Raw genomic sequence first — 17,729 nt, 5'->3', positions numbered from 1 at the left:
AACAAATTGAAATTCAAGAGATGTCCCGTTGCAATGTTGTTCCGTCACGTAAGAGGTTCCACCGAAACATGATGGATGCGTGGCTGTGCCTATTTATAGCTATATCCGCCAGATAGACTCGTCGGGCGCGGGATCGCCACCATCGACCGGCCTAGCCGGCACCGCAGCTCCAAAGAAAAACCCCTGCAATTCCTCGCAGCCAAGCGTGTGGAGATAGTCGCGCTGATCGGCCGACTCGACTCCCTCAGCGGTAACCGGTATTTCAAGGCTGTTGCACAGGCCGATTATCGATCTTACAATGGCGAGAGACTTCGCATGGCTGCCCAGCCTGCTCACGAAACTTCGATCGATCTTGATGCGGGTGAACGGAAAGTCTTGAAGCAGCCTTAACGACGAAAATCCCGTTCCGAAGTCATCGAGTGCGATCCCGATACCTCGATTACGGACTGCCTCAAGTAACTTGTGCGCGTGTTCTTGTGATTCGAAGAGTGCGGTTTCCGTAATTTCTATCTCAAGCCGCCGGGGCGGAATACCTGAATCCCAAAGCGCATGGTCGATGACTTCTATAAACTCGACTGAATTAAGTTGTGCGGGCGAAACATTCACACACACCCGGATGTGCTCTGGCCAGTTTCGGGCATCCATGCACGCTCTGTGTAAAACCCATGCGCCGATTTCTTTCATCAGCCCTGCCCGTTCGGCGATTGCGATAAACGAGTCGGGAGCGATGCTTCCACGGTCTGGGTGAGCCCACCGAAGCAATGCCTCCTTGGCTTTCACAAAGCCCGTGTCTGCCCCGACAACCGGCTGATAGTGAAGCTCAAACTGTCCTTCATTCAAGGCGCGGCGTAGGTCAAGTTCCAGTTGCGCGGTAGCATTTAACGGGTCACGCATGCCGTGACGATAGACGACGTAACGGTTTCTGCCTTCGCGCTTGGCTTGATACATGGCAAAATCGGCGCGTTGCAGCACCTCGTCCGTATCCGCCCCGGCCGAGAGCTGGAACGCAACGCCAATGCTTGCTCCGATGCACATGTCCATCCCATGCAGGTGAAACGGCTGCGTCAATAATTTGATACAGCGTGCGGCGAGGTTTTCAGCGTCTGAAAGGTTACGGCAATTACTCGCGATAATTGCAAATTCGTCTCCCCCGAGCCGGGCCACCAGATTTTCTCCGCGCAGATTAGTTCTTAGCCGCGCCCCGGCAGCTGCTAGCAACTGGTCACCGATCCGATGACCGTGTGTGTCATTGACCGTCTTGAAACCGTCCAGGTCCAGGTAAAGAAGTGCGCTCGATCCGGCTCTTGAAGAGTCAGCCAGAACATTCCTTAGCTCCCTGTGGAATACCACACGGTTTGGCAATCCGGTCAGAATATCGTTATGTGCAAGAAACTCGGTGCGCTGCTGCAGCGCAAAGCGGTCCGTTACGTCGTCCAAGGTGGAAACCCACCCCCCTTGAGACAGTCGGCGGCTTATCAATGCCATCCGGCGCGAGCCGAGATTAAACTCCGTGGAGTAGCAGTCGTCCTGCATCTTACCGACGTTCAGCGATCGCCGGAATTTCTTCGCCGCCTCTGCCGGATTCGCTATATGCGGAAATAAAGCAGTACACAGCTTTCGCAGCAGATCAGGAATCCGCTGGCCTTTCATGAAGAATGCAGTGTCAATATCCAACTTGCTCGCAAGCTGATCGTTGAACAACACAAGCCGCGCGAAGCGATCAAAAAGACATAGTCCCTGCTGCATATTACTCAATGCCAGATCGAGATTCTGGGTGGTGGCCTGAAGCGCCAGCGCTGCTCTCCGTTTTTCCGTGCAGTCTTGTGTTACCTTTGCAAAGCCGACATGTACCCCGTCATCGTCAAACACCGGATGGATCACAACGTGGGCCCAAAACCGTGAGCCGTCTTTGCGGAGCCGCCAGCCCTCGGTTTCGAACTTTCCTTCAGAAAGTGCCGTAGCGAGGGCTGTTTCCGGAACCCGACGCATACGCTCCTCCGATCCGTAAAAACAGCTGAAATGCCTGCCAACGATCTCCTCCGTCTGGTAACCTTTAAACCGCCGCGCCCCCTCGTTCCAATTCGACACGTTTCCCGTTCGATCGAGCATATAGATTGCATAGTCGGTAACGCTTTGTACAAGAAAACGGAATCGGTGTTCCTCCTCATGGGACGAATGCCCCGCTTTGCGCTGAGCAGTACAGTCCCTCGTTGTTGCGATAAATGCGAAGGCGTTCCCGCTTTCATCGCTTAGCGCGTCGATGACAACATGCGCCCAGAACTTGGTACCGTCGCGTCGGATTCTCCAACCTTCGCACTTGCATCTGCCGGTGCATTTCGCGGTCTTGAGATTGTCATTGGGCGTATCGATCCGTCGATCGTGCCCGGTGTAGAAGCGAGCGAAACTCTGTCCCAACACTTCCCTAGCGCTGTAGCCTTTGATCCGTTCGCTTCCGGCGTTCCAACTGAGCACTGTTCCGTCCATATCCATCATATATATGGCGCATTCAGTAATGCTCTCAAGCATCAGCCGATATGTGGCCTCGCTTGGCTTTGACGTGTGGGGCCTAAAATGGAGGTCGTTTGGCATGGTCACCGTAGCTAAAAATTGCGAGGCCTTAAGCCGGTTCAAAGGTCTGAAGCAGACCGTATTGAGCGTGCGCCGTGAGTGCGGACATTACGATACGTAATCTCGCGGGTGAGTACGTCACCCGTATCCCCGCAAAGCACATCGCGCGACAAAGTTAAGATCATCCCAATGATTTGTTGGACGACGGTACGGAGCCTGATTGCGCGTTTGCGCAGTCGACATATCGTGATCGCCGAGAAGCGCCCCAACGCTCTGGCGTCTGCAAGACGTCCGCTATATCCCCGCAGATAGTTCTCGTGAAGAAAAATCCACAGATGATCGTGCTTAGTCCCATTGTGAAATCATGCCCCCATTTTGCTCGATAGCAGATGCCGCTACGTCAGCGACTAGTTAACCCATTTTGCCCCGCAATGGAAAGCAGTGCCTTGCATGCCCTAAACATATGGATAACGGGGAAACCATTCGAGATGTCACGCCATGCGGTAGGAGGCCGGGGCCCCGCAGCCATGTGGCGTGGACGAATCGTCCAGAAGAAACGAACCGATGGCCGAGAAAAGCTGATCGCCCTGTTCCTCAAGCGCTTTCGATGCAGCAGCCGCTTCTTCTACCAACGTCGCGTTCTGCTGCGTTACCGAATCCATTTGTGTTATCGCACTGCCAACCTGTGCGATGCGGCGGCTTTGTTCCTGCGAAGCCGCCGCAATCGCGCCCATGAGATCGGTCACTTGAGCCACTGCCAGGGTGACTTCTGACATTGTGCTGCCCGCCTGCGTAACGAGGTTTGCACCATTCCGAATCTGTGCAACTGATGCGCTGATCAGACCTTTTATTTCCTTGGCGGCGCCGGACGAGCGTTGCGCCAAGCCACGCACTTCGCTTGCTACAACCGCAAACCCTCTGCCTTGCTCGCCAGCACGAGCTGCTTCCACCGCGGCGTTCAAGGCGAGGATATTGGTCTGAAATGCGATGGATTCGATGATAGCGATGATTTCTGCCACCTTGGTTGAGTCCGCGTTGATTCGCGACATGGTATCGACGACCTTTGTGACCACAGCGTTACCGCGGTTGGCCATCTCGGACGCGGTCGTAGCGAGCACACTCGCCTGCTGGGCGTTCTCCGCATTCAGTTTTACGGTCGAGGTTAATTCCTCCATGCTGGATGCCGTCTCCTGGAGGGCACTCGTCTGTTGCTCGGTGCGCGAGGACAACTCGGCATTTCCAGTCGCCATCTCGCTTGAGCCGTTAGCAATGGCTTCCACCGCTCCACGCACTTGGGCGATAAGCCTGACGAGGCTGCCTTGCATTTCCCCAATCGATGAAAGTATGCTGCCCGCTGGCGCGTTCGCGGCGCTGTCGACGCTGCGCAGGTCGCCGCTTGCGACGCGCTCGGTTATTTCGCGCAGTCTTGCCGGTTCTGCCCCTAGCGCCCGGGTCAGCCCCCGCGTAATGAACGTGCCGGCGACGATCGCCGTGAGCATCGAAGCAACAGAGATGCTGATGAGCAGCATGCGCTGGAAAGAATAGTCGCTGGCGGACTGCTGGATCATTGCCGCGGCCCGGTTCTGAGTGTAGTCCCTGTATGCATTGGTCGCGTTGATCAGCTCAGCGAGCAGCGGCCGACATTGCTCGTCGATCATTTCGACGGCATCGTCGTGGCGGTTGCCGACTCCCGCCTGAACAATGGCTGCTGCCACCGGCGCGTACCTCCGCTCTACGCTCGCGATCCTTGAAGCGAGCTCCTTTTCTTCTTCGCTCGTGTCAGTCGTACTCGCGAGCATATCCAGAAGCTGCTTGATCTTTGCGCGGACCTCTGCATCCGCATTCAAAGCCTCGGCTCGCTCATCGGCGGTCTCCGCGGTGGAATGCACGAACAGGATATCCCGCGCAGCGATCGCGCGCCTGTCGACGGCCGTTCGAATCTGTTCGGCGAACTGAGCGCGGACGTTGACGCCACCGACAAAACTCCCGAATCTGGCATTCGCTGACTTGATCGAGCCGAGCGCAAATGCGGAAACCAACAGAACAAGCAGGGTCAGCCCGCCAAACGCCAAGGTAAGCTTCCCGCGGACAGTGGCAATTGAAATCTTCATAGGAATCCGTTGAATGTTCATTGAGAAGTGTTCGCGACCAGAAAACGCGCGGATTGGCCGCATAACCCGTACAACGGATTGCGAATCGAGATCTGTAGGTTGAAGACTGTTAAATTTTGCTAAATGCACCGCTAAGTCCGGAATAAATCGGAATGCGTCTCTTGCGTGCAATCATCATGTCCGTCCCAGACAAAAGCAATATCAATTGGCAGCGAAAAAGATCAGGCAATTCAGAACGCAGCAAGGCAAAGGTTGGTTCTTGGAGGCAGTTGTATGTGTCCCGCAAAGTGAACTCTTACGGTCCCGAATGGAAGCCTAGTCAGCGATTGTGTTCGTACACTTTTACATATAAGTCCTGCGAGCGGCGCACCTGAGAAAACGAAGTTTGCTCAGCGATATAAAACAAGTGCCGATGCGCGGGTGATGATGCCTTTGCAAGACGTGATTCCGGTACCGACAAAGAAATGACTTACTGAAGGCATCTAAAGGCATATCGATCGTCTAGCGCATGCACTGGCGTGGAGCTCGACCACCAGTCCGAGGCAATGGGGTCGTTTTCAGGAACGAATCGCTTCATCGCGAATGGCACAGCGTCGAGGTCGATCTCAGCCTTTTCCTTCCGAGCGCTGGCGTAAGTCGGTTATCCGCCCGCCCGAGGAGGGTGCGGCGGCAAACCGGCGTTATCTGGAACTGTGCGTACCGTCCGCCTTGACGAGGGAACTGCGCAGCAAGCGTGACGGCAAAGAAATCAACACGCGCAGTTGAGGCTAGACTGATAAATAATATTATCAGTCCGTCATTAAAATTGATCTAAACTGGCGGTCATGAAAACGCGTGACACCTTGCCCGTCGATAAGACCGATTCCGGTTTCCCCGACGATGCGGAGCTCGCCGCAGTGCGCAGCTGGTATGCGGGCCTTGACGCGCGGGCCGCCGTGGCCCGCTATCTGGGCGACCGAAGAGCAGCCGGAACGTCCTCGCGCGGCGTGCTTGGCCGGATTCGTCGGCGGCTCGTCGCCTTCGCGCAGGCACGCCATCGCGGAGATCTGGCGGCCGTCTTCGTCAATCGCCCAACGAAAGCATCGGCGGATCGGATAGCCAGCACAATCGAGACGCTGCGCAATCTGCCGGAGTCCGTGCCGATGATCGCCGATCAGGCGGACCTGTGGCTTCCCGCACGCATCGCAGGGGCTCTACATGCCCACGGCATCCGGACGCTGGCCGACCTGACCGTGCGGATTCACGGCGCCGCCGCTGGTGGCTGGCCATCGCCGGACTCGGTGTTACGGGTGCGCGTCGCATTGAGGCGTTCTTCGCCGCGAATCCGGCGCTGACCGAACGGGCGCGAGCATTGATCGTCGTCACACCGGTCGGCAACATCGTGCCATGGGAGCAGTTGCGTGTGCCACGCGAGATCGACGGCTCGCGCGGACAGTACCGCGCCCCGGTGGACGCCTGCCTGCTCAAGGCTTCGAATGACTATCAGGCGGTTCAGTCCTGGCTGTCGCTGCACGAATCGGCGGCCACGCAGCGCGCTTACCGGAAAGAAGCCGAACGCCTGATCCTGTGGGCGATCGTCGAGCGCGACTGCGCACTGTCGTCTCTCACCACCGACGACGCGATCGCGTACCGGAGTTTCCTGCGGCGGCCGACCCCGCGTGAACGCTGGATCGGGCCATCGCGGCCGCGGCACAGTGTCGAATGGCGGCCCTTCAACGGCGCGCTGTCACCCCGCTCAGCGGCGTACGCGCTGAACGTTCTCTCGGGGATGTTTCGCTGGCTGGTCGAGCAACGCTACGTGCTCGCGAATCCGTTCGCTGGCGTCAAGATCAAGAGCCACGCACAGCGTGCGGGACTGGACGTATCCCGCGGCTTCTCCGAGGGCGAATGGCCGCTGATCCGCACGCTCGCTGATGGCCTCGAATGGTCGTACGGCTGGAGCGAAGCTGCCGCGCAGCGCCTGCAATTTTTGCTGGACTTTGGCTACGCGACCGGCCTGCGCGCGAGCGAGCTGGTTGGCGCGAAGCTCGGCGATATCCGTCGCGACGAATACGGCGATCACTGGTTGCATGTACTCGGAAAAGGCGGCAAGCTCGGCAAGGTCGCGCTGCCGTCACTGGCCCGAACCTCGCTGGATCAGTACCTCATGCAGCGCGGCCTGCCGGTCACGCCGGAACGCTGGAATCCGGCGACGCCGCTTGTCGCGAGTCTCGAGGAAGACGAAGCGCGCATCGAAAGCACACGGCTCTGGCGTGTGCTGCGCCGCTTCTTCGTGCTAGCGGCCGATGCGATTCAGGACGAACGACCGGCGACCGCCACGAAGCTGAGGCGCGCAAGCCCGCATTGGATGCGCCACACGCACGCGTCACATGCGCTCGCGCGCGGCGCCGAACTGATAATGGTGCGGGACAATCTCCGTCATTCGTCGATTTCGACGACGTCGACCTATCTGCATGGTGACGAGGCGCAGCGAGCGCGGCAGTTCAATCGGGCATTCGAGGCGCGTAAGGTCTAGAGTACGAGCGTGCCGATCGCGGATTGGCGCGGATGAGCCGCCCTGATGAAGAACAGGATTGATTGTTGATGCGGCGGCTCACTTTACCGTACAAGGCGGTCAATGGACGCCCGGTCAATCGACGCCAACACCCGCGTTGATCCGGACCCTTTACGAGCCCGCTTCTGGATTGCGACGGTGTCGAGCCGTTCAGGCAGCCAAACGCTTATGGCGATCCATATATAGGCCGCGTCCAGTTCATAGCTGCAAAGCCTACGAGAAGAAAAAATTGCGTTACCCTCTCCTCTGGCCGGCCGCCGTGTTGTCCACTTCAGATACCGATTTCGGCGGTAACGGCTCATAGGGCGGTTTGGGCAGGGACTCTCCATCGACGAACGCGCTTGCACTTCGGATCGCAAACGTCAGCGCGGCGTCCTCGCTGGCGAAAACCCCGAGCATGCCAAACGACGTCGCTTCACCGTCTTCCTCGATAACGCTTGCGCGCGCGACGTACGCAAACCCGTACTGTGTAACAGACGGCTGAATCGGCACGCCTGCATGATAGACAATCATCATCGGTCCTCGAAAGCGAAACAGGAGGTGTTGTCACCCGACGCGCTAAAAGTTCCCCGTGGTGGAGTTGACAGGCAGTGCAAGCGTTAGTCGAATTATTTGCACTGCAAGCGAAACATCGATAACCCCGTTTTCGGTCTCGCAACGTGCGGTTGCCTCCAGACGCAGCGAGAGTCGTCCAGCAAGTTGCCACGACGACAGAAAAAACTGATCAACCAAGATGGCGCTCGAAATATCGTCGCGTGAATGCCTTGCGGAACTCGGCTTTCATCGGGCGCGGCGCGTCGGGCGACCATCCGCCGCCGCCATAACTCTTGCCACATTCCGCACAGCGATAAGGCGATTCAAGCAGTCGCACGTTGACGACACACGGGGCCTCATAGCCGCAGCGTAGACAGGCGATTTCCAACTGGCGATGATGGGCGGGACAGGTCCGGACGCACTCCATCTGATGAAGAACGGAGTGATAGCCGCGCGTCATGCAACGTCGGCAGTGCCGGAATATCGGGCTATAGCGCCGACGCTGACTCGGCTGCTGGAGGGCCATGTGAAGCACCGCGGTCCGTACCCCGAGCGTGGCGTGCAGCCTGCCGATATCGATCGTATCGGGCTGCGGCACGACACCTTCGTACGGGTCAATGTTGGGCCCCATCAGTCGGGCAATGACATGGCCCGGCAGCGCGTTCACCCTCTCGAATTTCCATAGAATCGAGACGAGCGATTCACAGGGATCGAGCCATCGGTCGTTGAAGATATAGCCCAGTGATGGCGTCAGCCTGCGCTCGTCGTAGAACGCATTAAACATGTCAACGTTGCGACTATAAGGTTGTCAACTTGCGAAACTCCCGGTTCGATGACGCACAAACGTGCGTCAAATCAAACCCTTACAAATCGCGCATTAAAGATGTCAAGGGCGATGGTTGGATGCGGTTACGTCACGCTTGGAACTGGGTTTAAAAACGGGTGTACCCGGACGTTAGCCTCGTGGACTTTCGCATGTGCTGCAGATGCACAAGATCCTGCAGCGAGCGGTAGGGGTCTCTCTGCGCGCATTCGATCGGCTCCGACGAGCGAAGGGTGAAGGTGTTTAGTTTTTGGTGAATCCTCGCGAGTAGCTTCGTCTGCATGCTGTTCACCGCTGCCGAGCCGCTCAGGAAGATGCCGAATCCTATTTGCGGCATTGACTGCGCCATTTGGCCAGCCGTTACGCGCTATCACCTGAGCATTTGCCAATTGTTATGATAAGAATCCGCTAGCCTGCTGCCTGTCGTAGGTAAGCAGGCAACAAATCAAGCATATTTTGGTTCTGGTGGCGCAAATGAGTTCAACCGAAAATCGCTCCGTCGGCGCGTATCAAATAGAACCCAAATCTGAGTCCGCGCTGGGATGTCTTTCGGGCCCCGGTGAAGCTTGCGCACTCGCCCGATCACTCGACTGGAAACGAACTTCGCTGGGGCCAGTCGAGGGCTGGTCGCAGGCATTGCGCTCGACCGCTTCGCTTGTCCTGCACAATCACTCGCCCATGTTGCTCTGGTGGGGCGCTGAGTTCGTTCAGATCTACAACGACGCGTATCGACCCGTACTCGGCGACAAACATCCACGAGCTATGGGGCAGAAATTTAGCGACTGCTGGCGCGAAGTCTTTCACATTCTGGGGCCGATGGCTGAACAGCCATTTCGCGGCGGCCCGGCCTCGGTCAGCGACGATGTCACGGTACTGATTGAACGCAAGGTCCCGCGCGAGGAAACGCATTTCCGCCTGGCTTACAGCCCGGTGCCGGACGAGTCGGTAGAGGCAGGGATTGGTGGAGTGCTGGCTACCGTCACCGAGATTTCAGAGCAGATTTTCAGCGAGCGACAAATGGGAACGCTACGCAAGCTGGGAGCACTTAGTTCGGCAGATATGAAAACCGCCCGGCAGGTATGCGTCAATGCTGCTGCCGTCCTGGGTGAAAACCTGTGCGATGCGCCGTTTGCACTCTTTTATTTGATTGACGAAGACGGCACCCAGGCCCGACGCGTAGCCAGCACGGGCGTGAGCGCGCAATTACTTGAAGTTACCGGTCCGGCCGCCATCGCGCTGGCGGCTGACCATACGGAGGATCAATGGTGTCGGAGGGACGTGATTCTCAATCGCCATATCCGGCGTGTGGACGAGTTTTGCCCGTCTGGGGGGATGTGCCCTCAAAGCCCTTGGGGCGACGGCATACGGTCCGCCATCGTTCTACCGCTTGCCTATGCTGATCAAACCCGCGCATTTGGCGCGCTCATCTGTGGTCTCAGCCCGAATCGCTTCATGGACGCAGGCTATCGCAGCTTCTTCGAATTGGTGACTTCTCAGATTGTCACCGCGATCCGCGACGCGCGGGCGCTTGAGGAAGAGCGCAAGCGGGCGGAGTCACTTGCGGCGATCGACCACGCAAAGACGGCGTTTTTCTCCAATGTCAGCCACGAGTTCCGCACTCCTTTGACCCTCATGCTAGGGCCCTTGGAGGCGGTTCTCGCGGAGCCCGCTACGCCGGACGCCATCCACGTCCAGTTAGACCTTGCTCATCGCAATGCACTTCGGCTGCTCAGGCTTGTCAACACGCTCCTTGATTTTTCGCAGATAGAAGCTGGCCGTGCACGGGCTGCTTACGAGCCGACCGATCTTGCCGAATTGACGCGCGATCTTGCGAGCGCTTTCCAGTCGGCCATCGAAACCGGGGGGCTGACCTACAGTGTTGAATGCGCAACGCTTGCCGAGCCGGTCTATGTAAACCGGCAAATGTGGGAGAAGATCGTCCTCAACCTTTTGTCCAACGCCTTCAAATATACCTTGCGGGGGAACATCACGGTCAGGCTGCGGGGACAGGCCGGGCACGTCCTGCTCGAGGTGGCGGACACGGGAGCGGGCATACCTGACCATGAGTTGCCGCGCATCTTCGAGCGTTTTCATCGTATTGAAAATGCTGTGAGTCGCACCCAGGAAGGAACCGGCATAGGGCTGTCGCTGGTGCGTGAGCTGGTCGACCTTCACCGCGGCGAAATTTCCGTAGTCAGTGAAACCGGCAGGGGCACAACATTTCGGGTGCTAGTCCGTTTTGGATCGGCCCATCTACCCGCCGATCAGATAAAAGAGGTTCCTTCGGAGTCTGCAGCATTGAACGCCCAGGCATTCGTTCAGGAGGCGCTTCGCTGGACACCATCGAGCTTTGCCGATGCGCCCCAAGCTCCTCTGGATAGTGCGTGTGACGTGGTGTCGATCGCTGGCCGCCGCTATCGCCACCTTCCTTTCGATGTCCGGTTATAGCGCTAGTTACATACTAAACGGGAGCGAGGTTGAGGTAGCGGTCGAGACGGACATCCCCGAGATCGCACTCGTCGACATTGATATGCCTGGCATGGACGGATTCGAAGTCGCGCGGAATTTACGGCGAGGTCCGCTCACAAAAGACGTTGTCGTTATCGCTTTCACCGCGTTTGATGAAATCGCAATACTTGACAATGCCATTGCGGCGGGATTCGATGGCTACTGCCAGAAAGCGCAGCCTTTAGACCGGCTCCTGCAGCTGCTCGACGGATTAATCGCATAGCCTGAGCCCGGACACTGATAGCGACGCAGCAAGGCCGTCTGCACCGGAGCGAGTCGAATATTTTCCCGCAACCGCAGGAACCCGGCAATGCTCCCGCCGCTGGCGGGCGAGCCCTCGCACAGGTCATGGAGCCAACGAACGGTCGCGCGCCGATAATCGAGGCGCAAATTGTCGATGAACAGTCCCGCAAGTGAGGCCAAACCGCAGAGCACTGGCGCTCGCGGAAGCCTCGCGCGACTGAGACCGACTTCCTACCTGTTTCGGCGCGTGCCAGCCATGCCCCCGATGCACCGCTGGCGTCCAAGCGGTCCGCGCGTATCAGCAAGATGACCGGTGCGCAGCGATTCACCTGTCCAACCACGGACAACCAGTTACGACACGACGAGATAGGCGAGCGGCTCAGCGCGGACGCCAGATCCAGCACCGGGCCAGGCAAATCACAGGATCTTTCGTTTGCGGAGGAGCGATTCGTCGTCCAGGACTGTAGACTGCCGGCGCATCGGATGTGCAAACCGTCGCATCCGCTCATGCACGCCGGGATCGTTCGCGAATTGCCTGATGTAGAAGCTGCTTGCCAAACTTCCGCTCAATCAGATTGCGCACCGTGGAACATGACGGGCGGTCAGCATCAAAAACTGTAACGCAGCAGAGACTACCAGATGGCCCGGGTGAACCACCTCTGCGCATCATCATGGGCGCTGATTTTTTCCGTTCAGAATCCTCCCACGCATAAAGTTTGGGCTGCGACTACTCAAACGCTTCGACGGCCGATCAAACCATTGAAATTTTTATTGAATCGGTATCGCGAATCACGCATGGCTCGCAAATTTGGTCCTCGCAGCGAGGGGCGCACCAAGACCACTTCAATTTCACCCGATGATTTCGTATCGCCAACGTCAACACGTCATCGCGTCCTGGCTGACCTCGAAACCTGATCCAGCCGCCTTCGCTGCCACAAGCAACTAGCCTCGATAGCGGCCCCCTTCTCCCGATTCCTCACTTGTGTATCGCCAGCCTCAGCGTCCGGACATCCCGATCCGACACCGGCGCCGCATGATTGCCCCAAGTGTTTCGAATGAAGCTTACGACTTCGGCCATCTCCGTCGTAGTCAACTGATCATTGAACCCCGGCATCTGCTGTGGTTTCGGCTCACCGTCTATCTTCGGACTCTCGCTGCCTTCGATCACAATGCGTATTGCCGAAGTCGCATCGCTCGCCATTACGAGCGGATTGCCTGCCAGCGCCGGTGCTTTTTCAGACTGACCCAGCCCATCGGCCCGATGACAGCGCGCGCAATACGATAAATAAATTCCGGCGCCGGGACGCTCCAGCTCGCCACTCTCCATCGCGCGCGCGGTCAGGACGCGTGAATGCAGATTGTTGTCGAACGTGCCACTCCTATTTTGCGCGGGCAGCGATTTCAGGAACACAGCGATCGCGCGCAGGTCGGTAGAACTTAAATGCTCGGTGCTGTCGGCGACGACGGGCGCCATCGCACCGAAGGCCGTTGCGCCAGCACCGTGTCCATTGCGCAGGAACGCTGCGATCTGTTCACGCGACCAACGGCCCAAGCCGCTGCCGCCATCGCCGGTCAGGTTCGGAGCAAACCAGTTGTCATTATCAGCACCGGTCAGATAGCGATCGCTTTTAAAGTCGTAACCTAACTCGTTGTATGCGGGCCCGCGCGGTGTATGGCAGGCACCGCAATGTCCAAGCCCTTCGACAAGGTACGCGCCGCGATTCCATTCGGCGCTGCGGCGTGCATCGGGCACGTACTGTTCGTGATTGCCAAAAAGACGACTCCAGAAAAACATCGCCCAGCGCTGGTTGAACGGAAACGGCAACCTGGTCTCGGGCGCGCGGTTCGTCGACGGTTTCACGCCATGCATGAAGTACGCGTAGAGGGCGGTCACGTCCTCGTCATTCAGTTTCGCAAATGACGGATACGGCATCGCCGGATAGAGCCGCTTGCCGTCCGGCCTCTCGCCCGAGCGCAGAACATAGGCGAACTGGCGCAGCGAATAACGGCCTATGCCGAAGGTCGAATCAGGCGTGATATTGCTCGCGTAAATTGGACCGAACGGCGAATTGACCGGCATGCCGCCCGCATAAGGCGTGTGGTCCGCAGCATCGTGGCACGCGGCGCAATCGCCCGCTTTGGCCAGATACTCGCCGCGTGCGATTTGCGCGGGGTCGCTCGCGAGCGCCGAATCGGCGTGGACGCCGGCCAGATCTTCCGTACTGGTCTTTTTCTGGCAAGCGGACAGCAGTGCGAGCGTGCACAGCATGAGAAGCAACGGAAGCGCGAACGGCAGCCCAATTCTTTTCATCGCGTCAGTACCATTTGCCGCACGGCCCGACCAGCCAGGGTGCGACCCACACGAAGATCACGCCGACCAGGAAGCCCGTGCCGACCAGCGCACTGCACAGCGCGATGAAGCGCAGCCGGCTCAAGTCGTCGCCCCGCAACTGCTTCGGCGTGCGCAGTGCCTCATGGCGGTGCGCATGCGTGTGTGCGTCGGGTTCGCGCGCGAGGCGCCCCGTCAACATCAGACCATACCAAGCTAAACCCGCGCACGGTGCGGCCAGTACCAGAGCGACGATTGAGATCACGAAGATCCACGTGTCGAAGCCGCTCCACAGCGGCGCCGCGCGCGGCGCGGTGACGCCGTAACAGGCGGTTGCTGACAGTACTTCGGAGACGATTACCTGCAACAGCCACACCCCCGGGGTCCCGAAGAGTCCGGCGATTGCACAGGCCACCAGCCGTTTGCGGCGTGGCGAAACTGGATGCGTAGTGGAGAGACCCGCTGCGGGCATGGCTAGCGCCCCCTCAGGATGAACGGAGACAGATATAAAGTCGAAAAAATGAATAGCCACACAACGTCGACGAAATGCCAGTACAGGCCGCCGATCGTGATCGGCGCGGTGCGTTCGGGGGCAAGATAGCCGAGCACAATCCACAGCGTCATTACTGCGAGCACGATCAGTCCCACCACCACGTGCGCCATATGAAAACCGGTGATCGTGAAGTACAGCGAGCCGTACAGGTGTGCGGTCATCCCGTACGCATGGTCTTTCCATTCCTTCGTCTGGATCAGCAGGAACACGACGCCGAGCGCGATCGCCGTTAGCATCAAGGCGATCGAACCGCGCTTCCGGCCTTTCCTTAGCACGCGCTCCGCGAGCCACACGAACACGCTACTAGACAGCAGGAACCCTGTATTGAGCGCGCCGATGCCGACCTTGGGCATGCCTTCGGGTGGCCATACGAGCTTCGTCTGTGACTCGGAATACAGGTACGTGAAGATCAGGTAGCCGAACAGACAGGCTTCGGTCGCGACCAAAGTCAGTACACCCCACCAGCCGCCCGAGTGCTCCCCCGCGCTACCGACCGGCAACGTCGCGTCAAGGTCCTGCGTGGCGAGTTCGACCCGCGCTCCCGGTGGCGGCGGTTCGCGCTGGGCGAGCGCACGTCGTGGCCACAACCACGCGAGCATCGCCGCCGCGCAAGCGATGCTCGTGACCACGGCGAAACCCGGGCTGTGCAGCAGAAGCGCGACGAAGAACAGGGCGCCGAACACACCGAGCAGGAACGGTGCGTAGCTGTCCCCCGGCATCTTCAGGATAACGTCCGCGTTGCCGCCTAGTGGCGAGATGCCGAGTGTTTCGCGGCCGCAATGCAGCAGATAGCCGCGCTTGAGGCTCGAGCGCACGGCGCTCTCGTCGAGTGCCATGCGGTCTTCCCACAACGGATGGCGTGAGGCGATCATCGGCAACACCGCAAAGTTGTACGGCGGCGGCGGGGACGGGACAGACCATTCGAGACTGGAAGCGTCCCACGGGTTCGCGCCGGCGCACACGCCGCGTTTGGCAGAGACCAGCGCGTTGGTGATGAACATCAGCACGCCGATCCCGAACACGAACGAGCCGATGGTGGTCAGCATATTGCTGAGGTCCCAGCCCATCCCGTCTGGATAGGTGTAGACGCGCCGGGGCATGCCGAGCAGTCCGGAGATGTGCATCGGAAAGAAGCCGAGATTGAAGCCGACCAGCACGATCCAGAAAGTCAACTTGCCAAAACGTTCATTCATTAGCCGGCCGGTGAACTTCGGAAACCAGTAAGTGATGCCGCCCAATACTGGAAACACGTTGATGCCGAGCAATACGTAATGCAGGTGCGCGACTACGAAGTAGGTATCGTTGAGCTGCCAGTCGAGCGGCACCGCGGCGGTCATGACCCCCGACACACCTCCTATCACGAACATCAGCACGAAGCCCGCGAAGTAGAGGAACGGCGTTTTGAACACGGGTCGCCCGAGCCAGATCGTCGCGATCCACGCGAACACGGCGACAGCGCTCGGCACGGAAATCAGCATACTTGCCGCGCCAAAGATCGCCAGCGCGAGCGGCGGCAACCCTGTCGCGAACATGTGATGAATCCACACCTCAAAGCCGATCAGCATCGTCGCAACGGTCGACACGGCGACCGCCGCGTACGCGACCAGCGGTCTGCGGCAGAAGGTGGGCAGCGCGTCCGACACAATGCCCATCGCCGGCAGCACCACCACGTAGACCCACGGATGGGCGAACATCCAGAACAGATGTTGCCAAAGGAGCGGCCTGCCGTCGCTGGCGACGTCAAAGAAATGGGTGCCGATGTTGCGGTCCATCCACAGCAGGAAAAATGCGAGGCTCACAGCCGGCACGGCAAAGAGGTTCGCGAATGATGCGGTTAGTGTGCCCCACACGATGATCGGCAAACGGTTGATCGACATGCCGTCCGCCCGCATCCTGAACAGCGTGACGACGAAGTTCGCCGCGCCGACGGTCGTCGAGATGCCAAGCAGTACCATGCCGAGCGCGTAGACATCGATGTTCGGTCCGCGGTTGTAATCGAGCGACGCCAGCGGTACGTAGTTGAACCACCCGGCGTTCGGCGCCTCCCCGAGCGGGAAGCTCGCGTACAGGAACAGACCGGCGAACAGGAAGACCCAGTACGACAGCGCGTTAAGACGAGGAAACGCCATGTCACGCGAGCCGAGCATCAGTGGCCACAGATAGTTCGAAAATCCGCTCAGCACCGGCAGCGCATACAGGAAAATCATCGTCACACCGTGCATCGTGAACAGCTGGTTGTACTGGTCCGGCGTGAGTAGGGTCTCGTTGGGCCGCGCGAGCTGCAGGCGCATGACCAGCGCCTCGATGCCGCCAAGCAGCAGGAACACGAACGCGGTGACGATGTAGCGCAAGCCAATCTGCTTGTGATCGACTGTCGAAAGCCAGCCGTGCCATCCGGGTTCGGTCTCCCATAGATCGTGCAGACGGCGTTCTTCCTCTGAGCCCGGGGTCACTTCGCCGATTTCCGGCTCGCGGCGAAAAGCTACCTGTCTGAGTGCGGTGAGGTCCTCGCTTCCTGTGGTGGACATGGTGGGTTCCATCAGTTGAGTGTCGCAAGGTAAGCGGCCAGATCGCGACCGTCGGCCGGACTCAGCGCGATGTCGGGCATCAGCGCCTGCGGTTTGATTTCCTGTGGATGCGTGATCCAGTCCATCACGTTGCGCGGGGTGTTCGGCAGCGCGCCAGCGGCGATCAGACGGCGGCTCAGCAGATGCGTGAGGACAGGCGCCTGCACGCCGGCCGCGTCGCTGCCGCGCACCGTGTGACACCCAGCGCAGCGGTCCATGAACACGCGCTGGCCGAGCACCGCATCGGCGCTCGTGGGCGCAGCCGCCACGCGGGCTTGCGCGTCGAACCATTTCTGGTAGTCCTGCTGGCTTTCCGCGATCACTTCAAATGCCATATGTGCGTGTTGCGCGCCACAGTACTGCGTGCACTGGCCGCGATAGACGCCGGGCCGATCCGCCTGAATCCATTGCCGGTTGACCTGGCCGGGGATGGTCTGCGTCTTGCCGGCGAGTGCCGGCACCCAGAACGCGTGAATCACGTCCGCGCTTTTCAGATTGACCTGCACTGGCTCGCCGACCGGGATGTGAATCTCGTTCGCGGTCTTGAAGTGCTGCGGACCGTTCTCGTCGTATTCGACCTTCCACCACCAGTCGTATGCGGTCACGGTGATCGTTAGCGCCGGTTGGCGCGAAGGCGAAGCGACCGCCGCAAGCACCCACAGCATGTAGACCAGCGCGGCGAGCAGAAGCGCAGTAGAAGTTAATGTGCCGATCAGCACCGCGCGACCGCCGCCATGCTCGGTGATCGCTTCGCGTTCCGCAGCGATCTCTACTGTCGACGCGCGGCGGCGGAACACTGCGATCAGCAGCAGCGCCGCGATCGCCAGGCACACGCCGACGCACAACGCGGTCAGCGCCCAGCCGAGGATGAGCACGGGCCGGGACGCGGGACCTGCGCTGTACAGGATGTATGCGAGAGGAGTGGACTGTAGGCTCACA

The 17,729-nt window shown here is 59.2% G+C and carries 8 protein-coding genes and 3 pseudogenes; 3 read left to right on the top strand and 8 right to left on the bottom strand.

Features of this window, described 5'->3' with window-relative positions:
• Positions 1 to 99: 99 nt before the first annotated feature.
• A complete protein-coding gene (locus LFL96_RS35590) occupies positions 100 to 2,589 on the bottom strand; it encodes an EAL domain-containing protein (RefSeq protein ID WP_281004328.1) in 2,490 nt (829 codons plus the stop codon).
• Between the two features lie 470 nt (positions 2,590 to 3,059).
• Complete coding sequence (locus LFL96_RS35585; RefSeq protein ID WP_281004327.1) at positions 3,060 to 4,679, bottom strand: methyl-accepting chemotaxis protein; 1,620 nt, start codon at positions 4,677 to 4,679, stop codon at positions 3,060 to 3,062.
• A gap of 476 nt (positions 4,680 to 5,155) precedes the next feature.
• Here LFL96_RS35585 and LFL96_RS37100 point away from each other — a divergent pair.
• Positions 5,156 to 5,408, top strand: a pseudogene (locus LFL96_RS37100) (hypothetical protein); the annotation flags it as partial.
• Between the two features lie 95 nt (positions 5,409 to 5,503).
• Positions 5,504 to 7,194 (top strand): annotated as a pseudogene (locus LFL96_RS35580) (phage integrase family protein).
• Between the two features lie 273 nt (positions 7,195 to 7,467).
• Here LFL96_RS35580 and LFL96_RS35575 read toward each other — a convergent pair.
• Together LFL96_RS35575 and LFL96_RS35570 are read right to left on the bottom strand one after the other, a co-directional pair.
• Entirely contained in the window at positions 7,468 to 7,749 is a 282-nt protein-coding gene (locus LFL96_RS35575; protein WP_348638460.1) for a hypothetical protein, read from the bottom strand.
• 208 nt (positions 7,750 to 7,957) lie between these two features.
• Complete coding sequence (locus tag LFL96_RS35570; RefSeq protein WP_281004326.1) at positions 7,958 to 8,551, bottom strand: hypothetical protein; 594 nt, start codon at positions 8,549 to 8,551, stop codon at positions 7,958 to 7,960.
• A 513-nt stretch (positions 8,552 to 9,064) separates the two neighbouring features.
• On the opposite strand from LFL96_RS35570, the gene LFL96_RS35565 reads away from it, so the two are divergent.
• Positions 9,065 to 11,038, top strand: a complete 1,974-nt coding sequence (locus LFL96_RS35565) for a HAMP domain-containing sensor histidine kinase (RefSeq protein ID WP_281004325.1) — start codon at positions 9,065 to 9,067, stop codon at positions 11,036 to 11,038.
• A gap of 1,279 nt (positions 11,039 to 12,317) precedes the next feature.
• Here the strand turns inward: LFL96_RS35565 and LFL96_RS35560 are convergent.
• The 4 genes and pseudogenes from LFL96_RS35560 to coxB form a co-directional block, all read right to left on the bottom strand.
• Positions 12,318 to 13,605 (bottom strand): annotated as a pseudogene (locus tag LFL96_RS35560) (cytochrome c).
• A gap of 51 nt (positions 13,606 to 13,656) precedes the next feature.
• Positions 13,657 to 14,142, bottom strand: coding sequence for a hypothetical protein (locus LFL96_RS35555; RefSeq protein WP_281004323.1), 486 nt, complete (start codon positions 14,140 to 14,142; stop codon positions 13,657 to 13,659).
• 2 nt (positions 14,143 to 14,144) lie between these two features.
• Positions 14,145 to 16,751 carry a cytochrome c oxidase subunit I gene (ctaD, locus tag LFL96_RS35550; RefSeq protein WP_281004322.1) on the bottom strand — a complete coding sequence of 869 codons (2,607 nt, stop codon included), beginning with the start codon at positions 16,749 to 16,751 and terminating at the stop codon, positions 14,145 to 14,147.
• Positions 16,752 to 16,762: 11 nt separating this feature from the next.
• Positions 16,763 to 17,728 carry a cytochrome c oxidase subunit II gene (coxB, locus tag LFL96_RS35545; RefSeq protein ID WP_281004321.1) on the bottom strand — a complete coding sequence of 322 codons (966 nt, stop codon included), beginning with the start codon at positions 17,726 to 17,728 and terminating at the stop codon, positions 16,763 to 16,765.
• Position 17,729 lies beyond the last annotated feature (1 nt).

Source organism: Paraburkholderia sp. D15 (assembly GCF_029910215.1).
In the GTDB taxonomy this organism is placed as follows: Bacteria; Pseudomonadota; Gammaproteobacteria; order Burkholderiales; family Burkholderiaceae; genus Paraburkholderia.
The sequence above is the reverse complement of the archived record's forward strand: the minus strand, read 5'-3'. Positions and strand labels throughout refer to the sequence as shown.

Bases quoted from the DNA above. Each gene is read 5' to 3' on its own strand.
- LFL96_RS35590 (WP_281004328.1), bottom strand. From the start codon at position 2,589: ATGCCAAACGACCTCCATTTTAGGCCCCACACGTCAAAGCCAAGCGAG.
- LFL96_RS35585 (WP_281004327.1), bottom strand. From the start codon at position 4,679: ATGAAGATTTCAATTGCCACTGTCCGCGGGAAGCTTACCTTGGCGTTT.
- LFL96_RS35575 (WP_348638460.1), bottom strand. From the start codon at position 7,749: ATGATGATTGTCTATCATGCAGGCGTGCCGATTCAGCCGTCTGTTACA.
- LFL96_RS35570 (WP_281004326.1), bottom strand. From the start codon at position 8,551: ATGTTTAATGCGTTCTACGACGAGCGCAGGCTGACGCCATCACTGGGC.
- LFL96_RS35565 (WP_281004325.1), top strand. From the start codon at position 9,065: ATGAGTTCAACCGAAAATCGCTCCGTCGGCGCGTATCAAATAGAACCC.
- LFL96_RS35555 (WP_281004323.1), bottom strand. From the start codon at position 14,142: ATGCCCGCAGCGGGTCTCTCCACTACGCATCCAGTTTCGCCACGCCGC.
- ctaD (WP_281004322.1), bottom strand. From the start codon at position 16,751: ATGTCCACCACAGGAAGCGAGGACCTCACCGCACTCAGACAGGTAGCT.